The organism is Corynebacterium glaucum (assembly GCF_030408855.1).
GTDB lineage: Bacteria > Actinomycetota > Actinomycetes > Mycobacteriales > Mycobacteriaceae > Corynebacterium > Corynebacterium glaucum.
Genome location: NZ_CP047358.1, coordinates 1,899,209 through 1,916,084, shown reverse-complemented (window position 1 = coordinate 1,916,084; position 16,876 = coordinate 1,899,209). Strand labels below are relative to the sequence as shown.

At 63.6% G+C, this 16,876-nt stretch carries 14 protein-coding genes; 4 read left to right on the top strand and 10 right to left on the bottom strand.

Features of this window, described 5'->3' with window-relative positions; genetic code table 11:
- Nucleotides 1-2: 2 nt before the first annotated feature.
- The 8 genes from CGLAUT_RS09270 to CGLAUT_RS09235 form a co-directional block, all read right to left on the bottom strand.
- Nucleotides 3-788: a GntR family transcriptional regulator gene (locus tag CGLAUT_RS09270; RefSeq protein WP_232507099.1), complete on the bottom strand. Its 786-nt coding sequence runs from the start codon at nt 786-788 to the stop codon at nt 3-5.
- Nucleotides 789-859: 71 nt separating this feature from the next.
- On the bottom strand, nt 860-1,843 hold the full coding sequence (locus CGLAUT_RS09265; RefSeq protein WP_095660482.1) for an LLM class flavin-dependent oxidoreductase: 984 nt from the start codon (nt 1,841-1,843) through the stop codon (nt 860-862).
- Between the two features lie 35 nt (nt 1,844-1,878).
- Nucleotides 1,879-3,261: a branched-chain amino acid transport system II carrier protein gene (gene brnQ / locus CGLAUT_RS09260; protein ID WP_290184774.1), complete on the bottom strand. Its 1,383-nt coding sequence runs from the start codon at nt 3,259-3,261 to the stop codon at nt 1,879-1,881.
- A gap of 79 nt (nt 3,262-3,340) precedes the next feature.
- Complete coding sequence (locus CGLAUT_RS09255; protein WP_290184772.1) at nt 3,341-4,396, bottom strand: trehalose synthase; 1,056 nt, start codon at nt 4,394-4,396, stop codon at nt 3,341-3,343.
- A gap of 8 nt (nt 4,397-4,404) precedes the next feature.
- Nucleotides 4,405-6,108: a maltose alpha-D-glucosyltransferase gene (treS, locus tag CGLAUT_RS09250; protein ID WP_290184770.1), complete on the bottom strand. Its 1,704-nt coding sequence runs from the start codon at nt 6,106-6,108 to the stop codon at nt 4,405-4,407.
- A gap of 6 nt (nt 6,109-6,114) precedes the next feature.
- A complete protein-coding gene (locus tag CGLAUT_RS09245; protein ID WP_290184768.1) occupies nt 6,115-7,248 on the bottom strand; it encodes a MalY/PatB family protein in 1,134 nt (377 codons plus the stop codon).
- A 16-nt stretch (nt 7,249-7,264) separates the two neighbouring features.
- Nucleotides 7,265-8,473 (bottom strand): pentapeptide repeat-containing protein, encoded by a 1,209-nt coding sequence (locus CGLAUT_RS09240; RefSeq protein ID WP_290184766.1) that lies wholly within the window; start codon nt 8,471-8,473, stop codon nt 7,265-7,267.
- Complete coding sequence (locus CGLAUT_RS09235) at nt 8,467-9,708, bottom strand: hypothetical protein (protein WP_290184764.1); 1,242 nt, start codon at nt 9,706-9,708, stop codon at nt 8,467-8,469. Before CGLAUT_RS09235 ends, CGLAUT_RS09240 begins: the two co-directional genes overlap by 7 nt.
- Nucleotides 9,709-9,835: 127 nt before the next feature.
- On the opposite strand from CGLAUT_RS09235, the gene CGLAUT_RS09230 reads away from it, so the two are divergent.
- Complete coding sequence (locus CGLAUT_RS09230; RefSeq protein WP_290184762.1) at nt 9,836-10,594, top strand: hypothetical protein; 759 nt, start codon at nt 9,836-9,838, stop codon at nt 10,592-10,594.
- Between the two features lie 21 nt (nt 10,595-10,615).
- Here CGLAUT_RS09230 and CGLAUT_RS09225 read toward each other — a convergent pair whose 3' ends face one another.
- The gene (locus CGLAUT_RS09225) at nt 10,616-12,454 is read right to left on the bottom strand and encodes an ABC transporter ATP-binding protein (RefSeq protein ID WP_290184761.1); all 1,839 of its coding nucleotides are present in this window, start codon (nt 12,452-12,454) and stop codon (nt 10,616-10,618) included.
- 86 nt (nt 12,455-12,540) lie between these two features.
- On the opposite strand from CGLAUT_RS09225, the gene CGLAUT_RS09220 reads away from it, so the two are divergent.
- Both CGLAUT_RS09220 and idi read left to right on the top strand, forming a co-directional pair.
- Nucleotides 12,541-13,092 (top strand): hypothetical protein, encoded by a 552-nt coding sequence (locus CGLAUT_RS09220; RefSeq protein WP_095660473.1) that lies wholly within the window; start codon nt 12,541-12,543, stop codon nt 13,090-13,092.
- The gene (gene idi / locus CGLAUT_RS09215) at nt 13,089-13,628 is read left to right on the top strand and encodes an isopentenyl-diphosphate Delta-isomerase (RefSeq protein ID WP_198304909.1); all 540 of its coding nucleotides are present in this window, start codon (nt 13,089-13,091) and stop codon (nt 13,626-13,628) included. Before CGLAUT_RS09220 ends, idi begins: the two co-directional genes overlap by 4 nt.
- Nucleotides 13,629-13,637: 9 nt before the next feature.
- Here the strand turns inward: idi and CGLAUT_RS09210 are convergent, their stop codons facing one another.
- Entirely contained in the window at nt 13,638-14,885 is a 1,248-nt protein-coding gene (locus CGLAUT_RS09210; protein WP_290184759.1) for a carboxylesterase family protein, read from the bottom strand.
- Nucleotides 14,886-14,917: 32 nt separating this feature from the next.
- Between CGLAUT_RS09210 and CGLAUT_RS09205 the strand changes: the two genes are divergently transcribed.
- Nucleotides 14,918-16,876, top strand: a complete 1,959-nt coding sequence (locus CGLAUT_RS09205; protein WP_290184757.1) for a M3 family metallopeptidase — start codon at nt 14,918-14,920, stop codon at nt 16,874-16,876.

Here is a 16,876-nt window from a genome sequence, read left to right as displayed (position 1 = left end):
TACTAGCCGATCGTCTCCGGCGCCATCTCCACCCACATTGGCGAGGAGTGTCCGCGCACGTTGTTCAAGCCGAAAGACATCTCCTCGGTGCGGTAACGGTGCACTGCGTACTCAACCGGCGCACCGGTGTGCGTGTAGGCGCGAACCTGCACCTCGAGAATCGGCGCGCCATCCGCCACGCCGAGGTTGGACACGTCGTCCTCGTTCGCGAGGTCGATGCTTGCGGCACGGGCAATGTTGTTGAAGTTCACGCCCTCGCGCATCAGGGTGCGGTGGAAGGACTCTGAGTTCGGGTCCACGCCCAGCACGATCGAGGAAATGGATGGGCTGAAGAAAATTTCCTCGGTGACGATTGGGGTGCCGTTCGCGGTGCGGACGCGGCGCAAGGAGACCACCGAGGTGCCCTCCTTGACGTCGAGCGCGTTGGCAATTTCGGACTGTGCGGGGTGCAGGCCGAACCACTGCAGGATTTGGCCCGGCTCTTTGCCCATGCGGGCGATCCGGGAGGCGTTGGAGAGCACTTCCTCAAACGATTCGGTGCGGATATTAGACAGGACAATCGACCGGCGGCCGCGACCGGAGGAGATCAGACCCTCGCTGCGAAGCGTGGAAACTGCCTGCCGAACCGGGCCGCGGGAGGTGTCGAACTGGGTGCAGAGTTCCGCTTCTGAAGGCAGCGATTCGCCGACAGGAATGCGGCCCGCGAAGATTTCGTCCCGCAGGTAGTCGGCAATTTCTTGGTGTTGCTGTGGGCGGCGCAAGGGGTTGGCCGACAGGGATTCAGACACGCGATACTTCCGATACTTAACCGTGAGAAATGATTGGTATGGCCATACTACATGGTTGACCGTACATTTCCTCACGGGCGGTGCGCGGCGAGGATTTCCATGCCCCTCAATGCTTCTTCATGCGAGGCCGCCTGGAGGGAAATCATCAGCTCATCGGCCTGAGCCAGGGATTTGAACCAAGTAAGATAATCCTGAATATTTTCCCCGGTGCCCTTCGCAGTGTAGCGCAACATATCAATAATTTGGCGCCCTTGAATGGAGTGCATGTGCGCATCGAGTTGCTGCTCCGACAGCGGCGCCCCGCGGCGGCCAATCATCGAGCGAACACGCTCGCGGTGAACGGTGTGCTGCTGCCGGTCCGCATCTTCCTCGGTGTCGGACGCGATCACGTTTACGGCGGCGATGCAGTACGGCTCCGGGTAACGTTCGGACGGCTCGTAGTTCTCGCGGTAGTACGCGGTAGCCTGCTCTAACTGCTGCGGAGCGAAGTGAGACGCGAACGCGTACGGTAGGCCGAGCTTGGCTGCAAGAGACGCCCCGAACATCGACGAACCGAGGATGTAGAGCGGAACATTCGTGTTAAAGCCCGGCACAGCGACCACGCCGGGAAGCGGCGACTCGTTGGACAACCATGCCTGCAGCTCCAACACGTCCTGCGGGAAGTTCTCCGCGCTGCGCGGATCGCGGCGCAGGGCGCGGCCGAGTGTCTGCTGATCCGTACCGGGCGCACGACCCAGGCCCAGGTCGATGCGGTCCGGGTAGAGCTCCGCGAGCATGCCGAACTGCTCAGCGATGACGTAGGGGGAGTGGTTCGGCAGCATCACGCCACCAGCACCGAGGCGGATCTTCTCCGTCTGTGCACCGATGTGCGAGATCAAAACCGATGGCACCGAAGAGACGATCGAGGTCATGTTGTGGTGCTCGGAATACCAGATGCGCAGGTAGTCGAGGGACTCCGCCTTCTGGGCGAAGGCCACGGAACGTTGCATCGCCTGCCCAACGGTCTCGTCGGGGTAGCGGGTGCAGAAATCAATGAGGGACAACGGGGTGCTCATGCCCCCACGCTACGCTCGTGGGTGCGTAGTTCCCACTAACCGGCGGTGACGACTTCGCCTTCAACCGTCTGGTTGGTGCCGATCTCCATCGCTGGCTTCGGGTTCATGAAGTCGATGACAAGGCCGGTGATGAACGCGACTGCCACCGGCACGACCCAGCCCAGGCCAGCTGCGAACAGCGGCGCCCAGGAGACAATCGGCTCGAGCGCGGGGGCACCCCATCCCAGGCCGACGAAGGTCTCGGTCAGCGAGAAGATCACGGCGGTCCACACCGGCAGAATCAGCGCCCAGGTGAAGCGGGTGCGGGAGCGGAACAGCGGCTCGATCAGGGTGACCAGGATCAGCGCGATGGCCGGCGGGTAGAGGAAGCCGATCACCGGCGCAGCGATAGTCATGATGAAGCTCAGGCCCTGGGTCGCGAAGATCATCGACCAGACAGTGAAGATGATCGCCCACGTCCTGTACGAACCCGCGAACTGCTCCGAGAAGTACTTGGCGGTCGCGGTAATCAGGCCCACGGCGGTGGTCAGGCAAGCGAGGAGCACGACCAGGGAGAATACTATCTGGCCGGCGGTGCCCATGGTGGCGTTGGAGGCGTCTGCCAGCAGGGCTGCACCGGTTTCAAACTGGTCGCCGCCCGGCATAACGCGCCCGATGCCGCCAAGGCCCAGGTAGATCAGCGCGAGCATGATGCCTGCACCGCCGCCGGCGATGACCGTGCTGTTGACCAGCTCGCGGCCCTCGTAGCCCTTGTTGCGCAGGGTGGAAATCACGACGATGGCGAACGCGAGTGCGGCGATCGAGTCCATGGTCAGGTAGCCTTCGAGCAGGCCAGTGGTGAACGGGCCTTCGCCGTAAGCCTCAGCAGGGGTGACCGGTTCCGCATCCCAGCGTGTGATCGAAACCGCGATCATTACTATCAGCAGCACCACAAGCGCTGGCACCAGAAACTTGCCCATGGTGTCCATGATTCGAGTCGGGTTCCAGCTCAGTGCGAGTGCAATGCCGAAGAAGACGATGCTGAAAATCGCCGTCGGCAGCGTACCGGAGACACCGAACAGCGGGGTGACCGCGGTCTCCATGGACACTGCGCCGGTGCGCGGCAGGGCGTAGAACGCGCCGATGGACAGGTACGCCAGGATCGGGAAGAGCACGCCGAAGATCGTGCCGGCCCGCTGTGCAAGGTCGCGCACGTTTGCACCGGAGAGTGCAATCGCCACCACGGCAAGCACAGGCAGCAGCGCGCCGGTGCCAAGGAAGCCAAGAATGGCGGGCCAAAAGTTATCGCCGGCCTGCACTGCCAGCATCGGTGGGAAGATGAGGTTGCCTGCGCCGAAGAACATGGAAAACAGCGCCAGCGAGGTGATCAGAATCGTCGAGCCGGAGCTGGGTTTCGGCTTGCTTGCGGCGGTGGACATTGAAGCCTCCGTGAAAGTACCTGGGTTTGGATGAGTTGGACTCACAGTACAACCCCAGGGCAATTTTGGGAAACGCCTTTCACAGAATGGAACGCAGCGCGTCGAGGGGGATATCCACCCAGTCAGGGCGGTTGTTCGCCTCGTATACGACCTCGTACGCCGCCTTGTCCGCAATGTAGGCATCCAGCACACGGTCGGTTTGTCCGTACCCAAGCTTCAGCTTATCGACGCACTGACGCTCCCACTCAGCATCGAGATCCCCAACCGCTCGCGCGTAACCGAAGGAGCGGATCATGCCTGCAACATCGCGCATGACGTGGTCCGGCCGCTGGCGCTCCGCGAGCGGGCGCGCCGGCTCGCCCTCGAAGTCAATGAGGTACCAGTGCTCGCCGGATTTCAGCGTTTGGCCAAGGTGCAGATCGCCGTGGACGCGTTGGATTTCCGCCGTGGCGGAGTCCAAGGTGGCGTCGTAAAGCTTGCGAATGCTCTCCTCGAACTCCCGGAGGATTGGCGCGCGCCGCAGGTAACTGTCGAGGTTAGCGTGAAGGGTGTCGCGGAGGTGCTGTGCGTCGGCGGTGGTGGTGCCGAACGTGTCCGCGAGCGAGACGTGGACGCTGCGGATTGCGGCGCCGAGGTCGTGCGCGGCCTGCGGGTCGAAACCCTGGGTAGCCAGCTCGAAGCCGTCGGTGCCGTCGATCTTTTCCTGCTGCATCGCGAGGGTGCGTCCGGCAAGCGTGATGTAGCCCGTGACTCGAGCGACGTGCGGGTTGGAAATTTGGCTCAGGATCTCGACGTCGGGATTCAGGCCGTCTTCAAGCTTGCGGAACACCTTGACAATGGTGTCGCCGACGATGAGCGAGGTGTTTGACTGCTCGGCGCCGAGCGGGGTGGCTGGGGCTTTAGACAGCTCGCCGTGCACCTCCCCGAGGGCTTCCATGTGCTCGACGTAGGCGCTCGCGCCGGCATCGGTGGCCAGAACGTCGCGCTCGCCGTTGGAAAGTACCTGGTAAAGGTCATCGTTGAGCTGCATCAAGAGCCACTGATACTGGCCCAGGGGCTGCCGCCGGAGCACGTCTTGGTGCGTGACCTTTTCCGACTTAGCCCCGTAGAAGCGCTCGGCGGTGATGTCGATCATGAAAGCTCCTAGGAGATGTCGAACCAGAAGAATCCGTGCGGGGCGAGGGTGACCAGCCAGGGCAGCTCACCGATGGTGGGGAACTCGAGGCCGCCGGAGAGTTCGCGCGGGGTGATGCCGTTGTACTGGGACAGCTGCATCTCCACCGGCTGCGGGCGAGAGCTCATGTTGTGCACGCACAGGATGCGCTCGCCGTCGTACTCGCGCACGAACGCGAGAACCTGCTCGTTGCCGTGTTCCACCTCGATGTAGGAGCCGCGGCCGAACGCCTTGTACTGCTTACGAATGTGCACCAAGGTGCGCACCCACTGCAGCAGCGAGTTGTCGCGCTGCATCTGGCTTTCCACGTTGACGATGTGGAAGCCGTACTGGTCGTTGCGTACCGGCGGCAGGTAGAGGCGCTCCGGGTCGGCGGTGGAAAAGCCGCCGTTGCGGTCGTTCGACCACTGCATCGGGGTACGCACGCCGTCGCGGTCGAAAAGCCAGATGTTATCGCCCATGCCGATCTCGTCGCCGTAGTACAAAAACGGCGAACCGGGCAGGCTGAGCAAAAGCGCGTGGGCCAGCTCGAGGCGGTCGCGGTGGCCGCCGAGCAGCGGCGCGAGGCGGCGGCGGATGCCCACGTTGGCGCGCATGCGCGGGTCGAACGCGTAGGACTTGTACATGTAGTCGCGCTCTTCCTCGGTGACCATCTCAAGCGTGAGCTCGTCGTGGTTGCGCAGGAAAATGCCCCACTGCGCGGACTCGGGGATGTCCGGGGTCTCGCGCAGGATGTCGATGATCGGCTGGGCGGATTCCTTGTGCAGGCCCATGAAGATGCGCGGCATGACGGGGAAGTGGAACGCCATGTGGCACTCGTCGCCGGTACCGTCCGTGCCTGCACCGAAGTATTCGACGACCTCGTCCGGCATCTGGTTCGCCTCCGCGAGGAGGAAGCGGCCGGGGTACTCTTTGTCGAAGAGGTCGCGGACCTGCTTGATGAACTCGTGGGTCTCCGGCAGGTTCTCGCTGCTCGTGCCCTCACGCTCAAAGAGGTACGGGATCGCGTCGAGGCGGATGCCGTCCATGCCCAGGTCCAGCCAGAAGCGGATGACGTCGAGGATCTCCTCTTGCACCTTCGGATTGTCGTAGTTCAGATCCGGCTGGTGGGAGAAAAAGCGGTGCCAGAAGAACTGCTTGCGCACCGGATCCCACGTCCAGTTCGACTCTTCGGTGTCGATGAAGATGATGCGCGTGCCGTCGTACTGCGCATCGTCATCGGTCCACACGTAGTAGTCGCCGTACGGGCCGTCCGGGTTCTGGCGCGATTCTTGGAACCACTGGTGCTGGTCCGAAGTATGGTTGATGGGGAAGTCGGTGATGATGCGGATGCCGCGGCGGTGGGCGGCATCGATCAGCGAAACGAAATCCTCCACCGTGCCGAACTCCGGCAGCACCTTGCGGAAGTCACGGATGTCGTAGCCACCGTCTTTCAGCGGGGAATCATAAAACGGCGGCAGCCAGAGACAATCCACACCCAGCCACTGCAGGTAGTCCAGCTTCTCCTCTAGGCCCCTCAGCGTGCCGGAGCCGGTACCGTCCGGGTCGTAGAAGGCGCGCACCAGCACCTCGTAAAAAACGGCGTCTTTGTACCACTCGGGGTCCGGACGTTCCCACGGCTGCTCAACGGGCGCCGGGGAGGAGAAATCTGAAGCCTGGGGGGTTTGTTCCATGGGTGTTTAGAGTACTTCGATCGCGCGGGCGATGCGCTCCGTGGCCTCCTTGAGGATCTCCGGCGAGGTGGCAAAGTTCAGTCGCGCACGGTGCTCGCCGCCAGGCCCGAAATCAACCCCCTCGCTCAGCGCCACCCGAGCATGTTTCAGCAGGTAAGCAGCAGGCTTATCGACGCCCAGTTTCGTGTCCTTGAAATCCAAGAACATGAGGTAGGTGGCATCCGGGATTTCAAAGCGGATCCCCGGAATCAGCGCAGGGAGGTTTTCTACGAGCCAGTCGCGGTTGGCTTTCAGTTGTTCCACCTGCCAATCGAGGTGGTCGCGGCCGGACTCGTACGCGGCTTCCGCGGCGATGATGCCCAGTGTGCCAACGCCATCCTTGGCCACCGGGTTGATCGCGTTCCAGGTCTTCACGTCCGCGTCGTTAGTGAAGATCATCTGCGCGCACTTCAGCCCCGCGACATTCCACGCTTTCGAGGTCGCCGTGACCGTGATGCAAACATCCGGGTTGTTCGCCGCCGCGCAGACGTGTCGTTTGCCGTAGGTAAGCGGTGCGTGGATTTCGTCGACAAGCACCCGGCCCTTGTACCGGCGAGCGATGTCGCAGATTTGGTCGAGCTCTTCCGATGCGAACATCCAGCCGCCCGGGTTGAACGGGTTGGTGACGATGATGCTGCCCGCGCCGTTCTTGAACGCCTCCTCGACCTCGGCCAGGTCTAGGCCGCCGTTGGCACCCTTGTTTGAACTGATGTCGATGCGGTTGCGGCCGGCGGCCTCCGCGATTGGCAGGAACGGAAAGTACGCAGGCACCGGCACGATCACGTCGCCTTCGGTGAAGTACTGAATTGCCAGCAGCACGCCGCGCACGACGTCCGCTACGGGGAAGATCTTCGCTGCGTTCGGGCGCCAGCCGTAGCGCCAGTCGTAGAAATCTGCCACCGCCTTGCCCAGGTGGTGCGCGTGCGGGGCGGGGGTGTAGCCGAACATCTCGCGCTCGCAGGCGTCGATAATTGCCTGCTTGATGGCTGGAGCCGTGGGGAAGTCGCTCTCGGCGACGAACATGGGGATGACGTCGTCGTCGAACTGGGTCCACTTACGGGTGCCGCGGGTGCGCAGGGTGTCAAGGTTTGAAAACTGCATGGCCCCGAGGGTACGCCTACAGATATGGCGCGTAGAGCTGGTTGATGGTTTCCATCAGCGTCGGATCCTGCCCCGCCGGGTCAAGCTCGGATGCGTAGCGGGCTCCGCGCTCCGGGCAGCATTCGCCGTTGATGGAGGAGCAGCCGTGCTCTTGGGCGTGGGAGGAATTGTCGGCTGCAATGGCGCTATGCACCTTGACCGCGGCCAAGTATTCCGGTGATTCCTTGTCGGAGGCGCTGATCAGTTGCCGCGCGGCGTCGTAAAGCTTGCCTGCGATGGCCGGCCAATCCTCCAGCACGAACTGCTGCTTGTCCTCGGGCCATGTCACGCGGCGTGCGTCGACGCCTGGGAAGCTCACCTTGTGCAGCGTGGCCTCGGAAAAATCGCAGTCTGCGAGCTGGGTGAACCTGTAATCGGCGCTGACAGAGAGGTTGAACAGTGCGCCGCGCACCGTCGTGTTCACCAGCTTCATCGTGCCGGGTGCCGCGGAGCCGGTGAGCGTGACGCCTTCCAAGGTGCACCCGTCGATAGTTTCAATCCAACCCGTCTCAATCGGCTGGCCGATGTACTCGAGCGTGCTGTCCAAGAGCGACACGTGGGACACCTCGCAGTCTTCCCACGCAATCTCGCTGAGCCGGCAGCGCTCCAGCCGCAGGTAATACGCGCGGCTGTCGCGCACGGTGATTCCATGGAAGGCGGAGTCGCCCACATTCAGCGCGTGGATGTCGAGGCCTTCGAACGTCTCGCCGCGGATGTCCAGCTCCTTCACCGCGCCCTGGTGGCGCTGGGTGTACGTCTTTTCTGGCACAGATGCCTCGAGCGGCGAGGATGTGTACCCGTCCTCGCTGTCGGGGCCGGTGCGGGCCTGGACCCACTCGCTGAAGGAAGGGTAGGGGCCGTAGAACCACTCCTCCTGGAACACATCGGCCTCGCCGCAGACGATGCCGCCATCAGCGCGGCGGTGCAGCAGCACATAGTCGCCGTTGTCGGTGGCAATGGGGAAGTAGTCGGGCGCGAAACGCGGGAACGTGGCCACGAACTCCTCGTGCAGGTTTTCCAAGTCGTTCCCGTCCGTCAAGTACGGCTCGGGTGGTGCGAGCTCGATGTGGTCCACGACGTGGTCGCCCGCGGCGAGGGCATCGACGTAATCCGCGGGCAGCCATTCAGGCGCGAACGCGAGCTGTTTGTTCAGGTACTCACGGCTGTAGCTGCTGTCTTCTAGCATGTGAACTCCATCTTCTCCCAGGTGTGGTCGGTCGAACGCTCGCGGGTGTCCATCCAGCATTGCATCACTGCTGCTGCCTCATCCACCGTGTCACAGAACGTCACCCAGTGGTCTTCGAAGGACCCTTCGCGCACCTCCACGCGGTGTTCGCCGTCTTCGACCTTTGTCTGCGTGTAGTCCTGGTCCATGTACGGGTCTTCAACGATGAGGAAATCCTCGCCCTCACTCGTCGCGGCAATCCACGCGCCGATGCCACGCCGGGTCACCCACGGCATGTGATGCTTACGCGTGGTCATCGTCAGATCCACCGATTCGTCGCCAAAAGCCCACACGTCTCCCGACTTCTCGTATGCCGCGAGCAAACCCTCACCCACCAGCTGCGGGATCAACGACGCCGCGAAGCTCGCCTTTGACTTCTTCGGCACCCGAAACGTCAGACACCGGTCCCCGGTCAACTTCGGCTTGCGCCTCGGGTGCGGCCGCTCGGAATTAAGCTCAGCCAAAAGCTCTTCCAGCTCAGCTGAGGGCTTTTGCTTAGCGACGCTCGCGTTGACCACGACCTCCGCCACCTCCTCAGGAGCAACCTCCTCGGCATCGTCCGGTTTGTGCACGATCAGGGTGTCAAACTCCCGGCCCTTCGGCAGGGGCGGCGCTGGGGCCGGTTTCGGCTCTGGGGTGTAGTCGCGCATCCGTTGTTCGAAGTCGGCCCAATGTTCCTCCAGCGCGTGAGTGGCTTCAATCCCATGAGCTTCGTATGCGCGCTTGATGTCTTCAAGGGTCTGGTGCCGGTGCATGTGAGAGGCAAGGGCGCCGAAGAATCGGTCCATGTCCCGCTCCCGAATCGCAAGATTGTCATAACCCGCGGGTTCTCGCACCTGTGTGCTGCGCCAGCGGTCAGGAAGTCCCGTATCGAGCAGTCGATTCAGGAGAACGTGCAGGTTGTCTCGCTCAGGGTGGTAGTCCACCTCGAAGTCTGCCGCCTGCCAATCGTGGAAGAACGAAAGTGGCACCGCGGGGGACGCGCTGAGGTTTGAGTAATCCTCCCGCACCCAATCTTTGTGGGCATAGTGGTCCAGCTTCCAGATGTTATACATCGGGCGCCGGGCTTCCTTCTCGATTTCGAACCACCACACCAGTTCGCCGGATTCAAACACCCACCGGTACGAGTTCCCCAGCCGGTGGAAGTGGTTATCCGCTGCCCGGATCATCGCTTGCCGCAGTCCTTTCAGCGACATCGGCTCACCGTCCACGTTCTTCCTCCCAACGTTCGCTAACTTAATGATTTGTTAACGCAGATTAATGCGTTGGTAAAAACTTCCGATACACTCACCCTAAGCGCCCGACGAGATTATGGGGGTCCAGATGGACGTTATCTTGCTTCCGAACCTCACGCCGGAGCAGGTCAGTGAGGTTGCAGAGCGCCGCGATGCCGGTGAGCTCACCGGTTACGACGCGGTCGTAGAACTGCTGCGCAGCGATGCCCCGCTGTTTGTGCGCATGGTGGCTGATGAACTCGCCGCCACCAAACCCGAGTTGGACGGCGCCCCGCCCATTGACGAGGTCCGTCAATTCTTGGACTCCATCCTGAGGTTCGCCCTCAGCGCGGACGACACCAAGGTGCGTCGCAGCAATTACGCCACCGTGCTGGTGCACTCCGGCATGCTCAAGTGGGACGGTGCAGCAGGTCGACTGATCACCGGGCAAGCGGCCAGGGAGATGGGCCAGGCCATCGTGGAGCGCGGCGACGAAGGCTATGCGTGGGCGTACGATCAGTTCGCGGCGAAGTACCTCAGCAGCGCCACATTTGCCCACCTCCCGTTCGCGGTAGATTTGGCCCTGCTGTGGGCGTGGGAACAGTTCAGTGCTGCCGCGAGCAAGATTGAAATCCGCTCTTCCGAGCTCTACCTGCAGACCATGACCCATGCCGGCACGCTGGCGGGCCTGCCGCTGGAGTACAACGCGAAGCTCATCGGGTCATCGCCGAACGAAGACTTCTTCATCGCTTCCGGGCTGATGGATCTCTCCAGCGGGCAGAAAACGACGCTCGGTCAAGATCTCGCTGCTCGCGCGTTGCTCGAGTCGAACGTGCCGGCCAGCTTGTTGGAGTGGAACTTCCGGTAAGGCGGCCTCTTACTCGGCCACCTACTCGGCCGCGTCCTCCTGGTCGCCCTGGAAGCCGAAGGCCTTCAGGCGCTCCCGGTCGGCCGCAGACGAAGAGGCGGTCAGTCGCAACAGCTCCGAATAAATGCCGCCGGAAGTGGCCAGTTCTGCCGGCGAACCGATCTCGTCCACCCGGCCGTCGCGCAGGGTGATGATGGTGTCGACGTCGGCGATGGTGGAGAGGCGGTGCGCGATCAAGATGGTCGTGCGGTTGCGCATCAACTCATCCAGACCCGCCTGGACAGCGCGCTCTGCCTTGGTGTCCAGTGCGGAGGTCGCCTCGTCCAGGATCAGGACCGGGGCGTCTTTGAGCATCGCGCGGGCGACGGCGACGCGCTGACGCTGTCCGCCGGAGAGGCGCAGCCCGCGCTCGCCGATCACCGTGTCGTAGCCGTCTGGGAACGCGGAGATGAAGCCGTGGGCGTTTGCGCGCTTGGCTACATCGATCACCTCATCCAGCGTTGCGTCCGGTTTACCGTAGGCGATGTTCTCAAACACGGAACCGGAGAACAGGGCCGGCTCCTGGAACACCACACCGGTGGTGGCACGCAGTTCCTCGACGCTCAACTCGGCGCTGTCACGCCCGCAGACGGAAAGCGTGCCGCGGTTGATGGGGTAGAGGCCAAGCAGGAGGTTCACAATGGTCGATTTGCCTCCTCCCGACTCTCCAACCAAGGCGATCTTCTGGCCCTCCGAGGCGGTGAAGGAGACGTCGTGAAGCACAAAGTCCTCCTCCTCATACCCGAAGCTGACCTGGTCGAATGAGATGACCGGCTCGCGCACCGGCAGGGGCTCATGCTGCACGAGTGTGAGCTGGGGGCTGCCGGCGGTTTCGGTGGCGGCTACGAGCTGGGCGTTGGCGGTGGGTTCGACCGGCTCGTCCATGACCCTGAAGTAGGAGCGGGAGCCGGCGATGGCGCGCTGGGCGGAATCGACGATCCAGCTCATCATGGTCACCGGTTGGCGCACCATTGTCACCATCTGGATGAGCATGACCATCTCGCCGATGGTGAAATGCCCGTCGAGGGTGCGCAGGAACAGGATCAGGTAGATGCCCAGGAAGATCAGGTTCATCACCAGGCCGCGCGCCGTGTCCATCGAGTGCCACCAGCGCGACTGTGGACGGGTGATGCCGACGGTGTCGTTGTAGTGCGAGCCGAATGCGTCAAGCTCGCGTGCCTCTGCGACGAAAGACTTGGTCACCTTCACCTGGCCGACGACTTCGGCGAAACGACCGTTCGCCTGGTCGATGTGGGCGTTTTTGTCGTCTTCGAAGCCCTGCCAGCGCTTCGAAGTCAGCGCGGTGAGCCAGGTGTAGAGCGGAAACAGCAGTGCGAGCAGCACAGTCAGCGGCCAGTAGTAGTACGCGGTGATTACCAGAATCGCTGTGACCTGCAGCAGCATCGGCAAAAACGAGTTGGCCATGGACTGGATGAACTGCGTGACGTTGGCAATTGAACGATCCAACCGTGCGATGATGGTGCCGGTCACCTGGTTGTCAAAGTAGCGCTGGGGCAGCGCGAGCAGTTTGGCAAAGTAGCGGGTGGAAAGGATCTGGCGGATGCGTGCGACCATGATGTCGCCGAGGTAGCCGGAGACGTTGCGCAACACCGATGCGCCGGCCTCGGCGGCGAAGAGGCCGGCCGTGAGCCAGACGACGGTGCGCGCGCTGCCGCCGTCGACAATCGTGTCGGTGGCCTCGCGGATGAGAAACGGCGAGATGAGGCTTAATCCCGCCACCGCGGTGGAAACCGCGACCACGCCAAGGTAGAAGGGCCACAATGCCGAGGCGCTGCGCAAGACACGGATCAAAGACTGCATGTCGGCCCACGCTACCCCGGGCGGTACTATGGCGAAATACTGCTATCTGCTCGAACCTGCTCGAACGTTGAGGAGCCGCCACCACCATGTCTCACCGCCACACCCTCGCAGTGCTTGCGCTTGTTCTTCCGCTGGCTGCTTGCGGCGGCGCGGTCGATGACGACAACTCGGAAGGCATGGGAACCCAGCCAGAGAACGAGGTGGAAGTCACCAGCACAATCGGCCGGCCCGAGCAGCACTTCGAGGTGCAGGAAGTTGCCCCGGCGACCAGCACCGAGATCCAGGGCCAGAGCGTCGATGACCCCGCGATGGAGTTGAGCTACAAGTGGCAGGGCACCTCGTATGCACCGGGCGGCGGCACGGTTGTTGTGGTCGCGGTGACCAACAAGTCAGAGGCACCGCTGCCGGCGGATGCACTGCGGACTGAGCTGCGCTACAACTCTGGCGGCGGCAACATGCAAACCGCCAAGCCTATCGACAGCGAAAAGGCGGGCATTGACATCGTCGGCCTCGACCGCCCACTCGGCCCCCTTGCGACCGTGAACGTGAAGTACGCCTTCGATGTCTCGTCCGGCAGCCTGTGGGACGCGGAGTTCACCATCGGCAACGTTACTTTCGACGGGAACTTGAACAATTGATCGAGCAGGTAGTGCTTGTCGACGATCTGGGCAACGCCATCGGCACCGCCAACAAATCGGAGGTGCACACCGCCGATACCCCGCTGCACCTGGCGTTTTCGTGCTGGTTGTTCAACGCGGATGGCGAGCTGCTGATGACGCGGCGCGCGCTGAGCAAGCTGACGTGGCCCGGTGTGTGGACGAATTCCTTCTGTGGCCACCCCGCGCCGGGTGAGGCGACCGAGGAGGCGGTGTACCGCCGCGCCCAGGTCGAGCTAGGCATTGCGCCTGAGGACATCGCCGGCTTAGAACTCGCAGTGACGGACTTCCGCTACCGAGCGGTGGATTCCTCCGGGATCGTCGAGCACGAGATCTGCCCCGTCTACGTGGCGCAGCTGCGTCCGGACGCGCAAGTCGGCTCAAACCCGGACGAGGTGGACTCGCTGGCGTGGGTTGTGCCCGCCACGCTGCGTGCCGCGGCAGAGAGCGCGCCCTTCGTGTTCTCGCCTTGGCTGGTTGAAGAGCTGGCGCAGCCGGGTCTCCGCGCTTACGTCTAGTGCCTACGTCTAGTACTCGAACGCGCCGCGCAGGTATCCGAACGGATCGGTGACTATCTCGGCGGCGCCATCGCGGTTACGCCGGATGGCGGTGCGGTTTTCGTCGTAGCGCGGCCAGCCCACCTCGCCGCTGCGCACGAACTCCAGCAACCACGGCTGCAAAGCGCCGCGGAAGAGCGGGGTGAGGTCCTGCGAGTGGAAGGTGTCGGTGTGTTCCGCGAGCCACACCGGTCCCGGCGCGCCTTCTGCCACCATGTCCGCAAACCGGCGGCATAGCGAATCGCCGATGAGCTGGCCTGCAATGTGCTGGCGGTCTCGCTCCTTCAACGCTGCGAGATAGTCGCGTGCGGCGTCGCCGCGAAGGTCCATCCGCGGGCCAAACGTGCGCGCCATCGTAAGACCGAGTCCGGTACTGTCGTAAACCTTGCCCGACTTGTAGAACTCCTTGTCCGTGGCGGTGACTACGAGCGGAACCTCGGCAAGCTCCGCGGTGTCGAGCGGATGGGGCCCGAGCGCCATATCTGTGACGTATTGGGTGCGGAAGCGCTTGTAGGCGCGGTCGAACTTGCCGCGGTCGGAGTCGAACAGCGCGTTGAGGCTGTCGCGGGTGAGCGGTTTGCCGATCGCGCCGCGCGCCGCCCACTTGCGCGTTGGGAAGCCGCGGCGCGGAAACACCGGACTCATCGCCAGCGCCCGGCGGAATTCGCCACGGTAGTGGTCGCGCCGGGACAGCCACAGCGCGATCGCCGCACCCGCCGACTGGCCCATGACGGTGACGTTCGTCGGGTCGCCGCCAAACGCCTCGATATTGCGCTGCACCCAGGCCAGCGCCTCCAGCACGTCGGCGACGGCGCGGTAGTGCGTCGGCTGGTCGGTGGGGAACTGCAGCAGCCCCGGGAATTTCAGGCGGTAACCCACGCGCACGTGGATCACGCCTTCGCGGGCAAACCCTTCCGGGTTGGAGTACGTCTCGGTGTGGTCGCCGGTTTCGAAGCGCCCGCCGTGGATATACACCAGCACGGGCAGGTCGGTGAGCATCTTCGAATCCGCCGGGGCAGTGATGGACAGGGCGGGAGTGCCGGGGCGTTCGGCCGAGGCGTCGATAAGCAATCCCTGCTCTGCGGGGCGCGGATCGTCGAAGGCTCCCTCGAACCGTGAGTACCTGATGGAGTGGAAGTGGCGGACATCGCCGCTTGTGGTGCCGTCGGTGGTACCGACGATGGTGCCGGCGGGGCAAGTGACTTCGGCAGTCGGCATGGGGCCAATCCTAACGGGATACAGTTGTCGCCATGACGAACCCGTTGCTTGCTCCCTCCGGCCTGCCCTATCAACTGCCCGACTTCGCAGCGATCGAGTTGTCGCACGTCGAGGAGGCTTTTGAACACGCGTTGGCGGAGCACGCGCGCGAGATCTCCGCCATCACCACTGAGGAGCAGCCGACGTGGGCGAACACGATGGAGGCGTTTGAATGCTCAGGCACGGACCTGGAGCGGGTGCGCAACTGGTTCTTCAACCTGCAGGGCACCGACGCGACCGAGGAGTTTGACCGGGTCGCGGACGCGATTGTGCCGAAGCTGTCCGCGCACACCGACTCGATCTACCAGAACGAGGAACTCTACCGCCGGCTGCGTGAGCTCGATGTGCCGGCGGACGAGGAGTCGCAGCGGCTGCACGAGCGCACACTGCGCCAATTTGAGCGCCGCGGGGCGAATCTGGACACCGCGGGCAAGACTCGGCTGCAGGAGATCAATCAGCGGCTCTCTGAGCTGTCGGAGCGCTTCGGGCGCAACTTACTCGCGGACACGCAGGCGCTCGCGGTGGAATTCACGCGCGAGGAGCTCGCGGGCCTGAGCGAGCAACAGCTCGAGGCCTACCGCGAGGGCGATCGCTTCATCGTGCCGATCGAGCTGCCCACCACCCAAGCACTCCAAGCCCAGCTCGAGCGGCCGGAATCGCGGCGCAAGCTTTTCGACGCCTCGCGTGCCCGCGGCATCGAGTCCAACCGCGAGCTGATTGTCGAGTCCGCCCGGCTGCGCAAGGAGCGCGCGCAGCTGCTCGGGTTCGCCTCGCACGCGGACTACGTCATTGCGGAGGAAACTGCTGGCAGTGCCGCTGCCGCGCGCGCGTTGATCGCCGATCTCGCACCTGCCGCCGCGGCGAACGCCGAGATGGAGCGCAAACTCGCCTCGGAGCTCGCGGGCGAGGAGCTCGACGGTGCGGATTGGCCTTACTGGCAGGCCCGCCGCCGGGAGGAGGAGCTCTCGGTCGATGAGGCGGAGCTTCGCAAGTACTTCCCGCTTGAGCAAGTGCTTGTCGACGGCGCCTTTTACGCCGCGAACCTGCTCTACGGCATCACGGTTGCGCGGCGCAAGGATCTGCGCGCATACCGGGACGACGTCGATGTCTGGGAGGTGAAAGAGGCCGACGGCACGGGGATCGGGTTGCTGCTCACGGACTACCACGCGCGGTCGTCGAAACGCGGCGGTGCGTGGATGAGCTCCTTCGTCGACCAGTCGCACCTACGCGGCACCCGCCCGGTGGTGGTCAATGTGATGTCGCTGTCCTCGGAGCTTTTGACTATCGACGAGGTGACCACCGTCTTCCACGAGTTCGGCCACGCCCTGCACGGGCTGCTGTCTGACGTGCGCTACCCGTCATTGTCGGGTACGAACGTGCCACGCGACTGGGTGGAGTTTCCTTCGCAGATCAACGAGAACTACGCGTTCGCGCCCGAGATCGTGCGCAATTACGCGCGCCACGTGGACACTGGGGAAGTGATTCCGGACGAGCTGCTCGAGGCGGTGCGCGCGTCGCGCCAGTTCGGGCAAGGATTCGACACCGCGGAGTACCTCGCCGCGGCCGCGATCGATCTGGCGTGGCACTCGTTGGAGGACGAGGTGCCGGAGGACATTGACGCGTTCGAAGCCGAGGCGCTGCGGGAGGTCGGCCTGGATGTGGAGGGCCTGGAGCCGCGCTACCGGTCGTCATGGTTCAACCACGTCTTCGGCGGCGGATACTCAGCGGGCTACTACTCCTACCTGTGGGCCGAGGCGCTCGATGCCGACGGCTTCGAGCTGGTGCAGGAGGTGGGTATCGGCCGCGAGATCGGGCAGCGCTTCCGCGACACGATCTTGTCAGTCGGCGCGTCGAAGGATTACACCGAGGCGTACACCGCGTTCCGCGGTCGCGGCAAGGACACCCGGCCGCTGCTGGTGCGTCGCGGCCTTGCTGGCGTGGATCTGGCGTAG

Excerpts from the sequence above, each read along its gene's own strand:
- treS (WP_290184770.1), bottom strand. The coding sequence starts at position 6,108 with ATGGAACAAACCCCCCAGGCTTCAGATTTCTCCTCCCCGGCGCCCGTT.
- CGLAUT_RS09255 (WP_290184772.1), bottom strand. The coding sequence starts at position 4,396 with ATGATCGACATCACCGCCGAGCGCTTCTACGGGGCTAAGTCGGAAAAG.
- brnQ (WP_290184774.1), bottom strand. The coding sequence starts at position 3,261 with ATGTCCACCGCCGCAAGCAAGCCGAAACCCAGCTCCGGCTCGACGATT.
- CGLAUT_RS09210 (WP_290184759.1), bottom strand. The coding sequence starts at position 14,885 with ATGCCGACTGCCGAAGTCACTTGCCCCGCCGGCACCATCGTCGGTACC.
- CGLAUT_RS09245 (WP_290184768.1), bottom strand. The coding sequence starts at position 7,248 with ATGCAGTTTTCAAACCTTGACACCCTGCGCACCCGCGGCACCCGTAAG.
- CGLAUT_RS09225 (WP_290184761.1), bottom strand. The coding sequence starts at position 12,454 with ATGCAGTCTTTGATCCGTGTCTTGCGCAGCGCCTCGGCATTGTGGCCC.
- CGLAUT_RS09265 (WP_095660482.1), bottom strand. The coding sequence starts at position 1,843 with ATGAGCACCCCGTTGTCCCTCATTGATTTCTGCACCCGCTACCCCGAC.
- CGLAUT_RS09205 (WP_290184757.1), top strand. The coding sequence starts at position 14,918 with ATGACGAACCCGTTGCTTGCTCCCTCCGGCCTGCCCTATCAACTGCCC.
- CGLAUT_RS09235 (WP_290184764.1), bottom strand. The coding sequence starts at position 9,708 with ATGTCGCTGAAAGGACTGCGGCAAGCGATGATCCGGGCAGCGGATAAC.
- CGLAUT_RS09230 (WP_290184762.1), top strand. The coding sequence starts at position 9,836 with ATGGACGTTATCTTGCTTCCGAACCTCACGCCGGAGCAGGTCAGTGAG.
- CGLAUT_RS09240 (WP_290184766.1), bottom strand. The coding sequence starts at position 8,473 with ATGCTAGAAGACAGCAGCTACAGCCGTGAGTACCTGAACAAACAGCTC.
- CGLAUT_RS09220 (WP_095660473.1), top strand. The coding sequence starts at position 12,541 with ATGTCTCACCGCCACACCCTCGCAGTGCTTGCGCTTGTTCTTCCGCTG.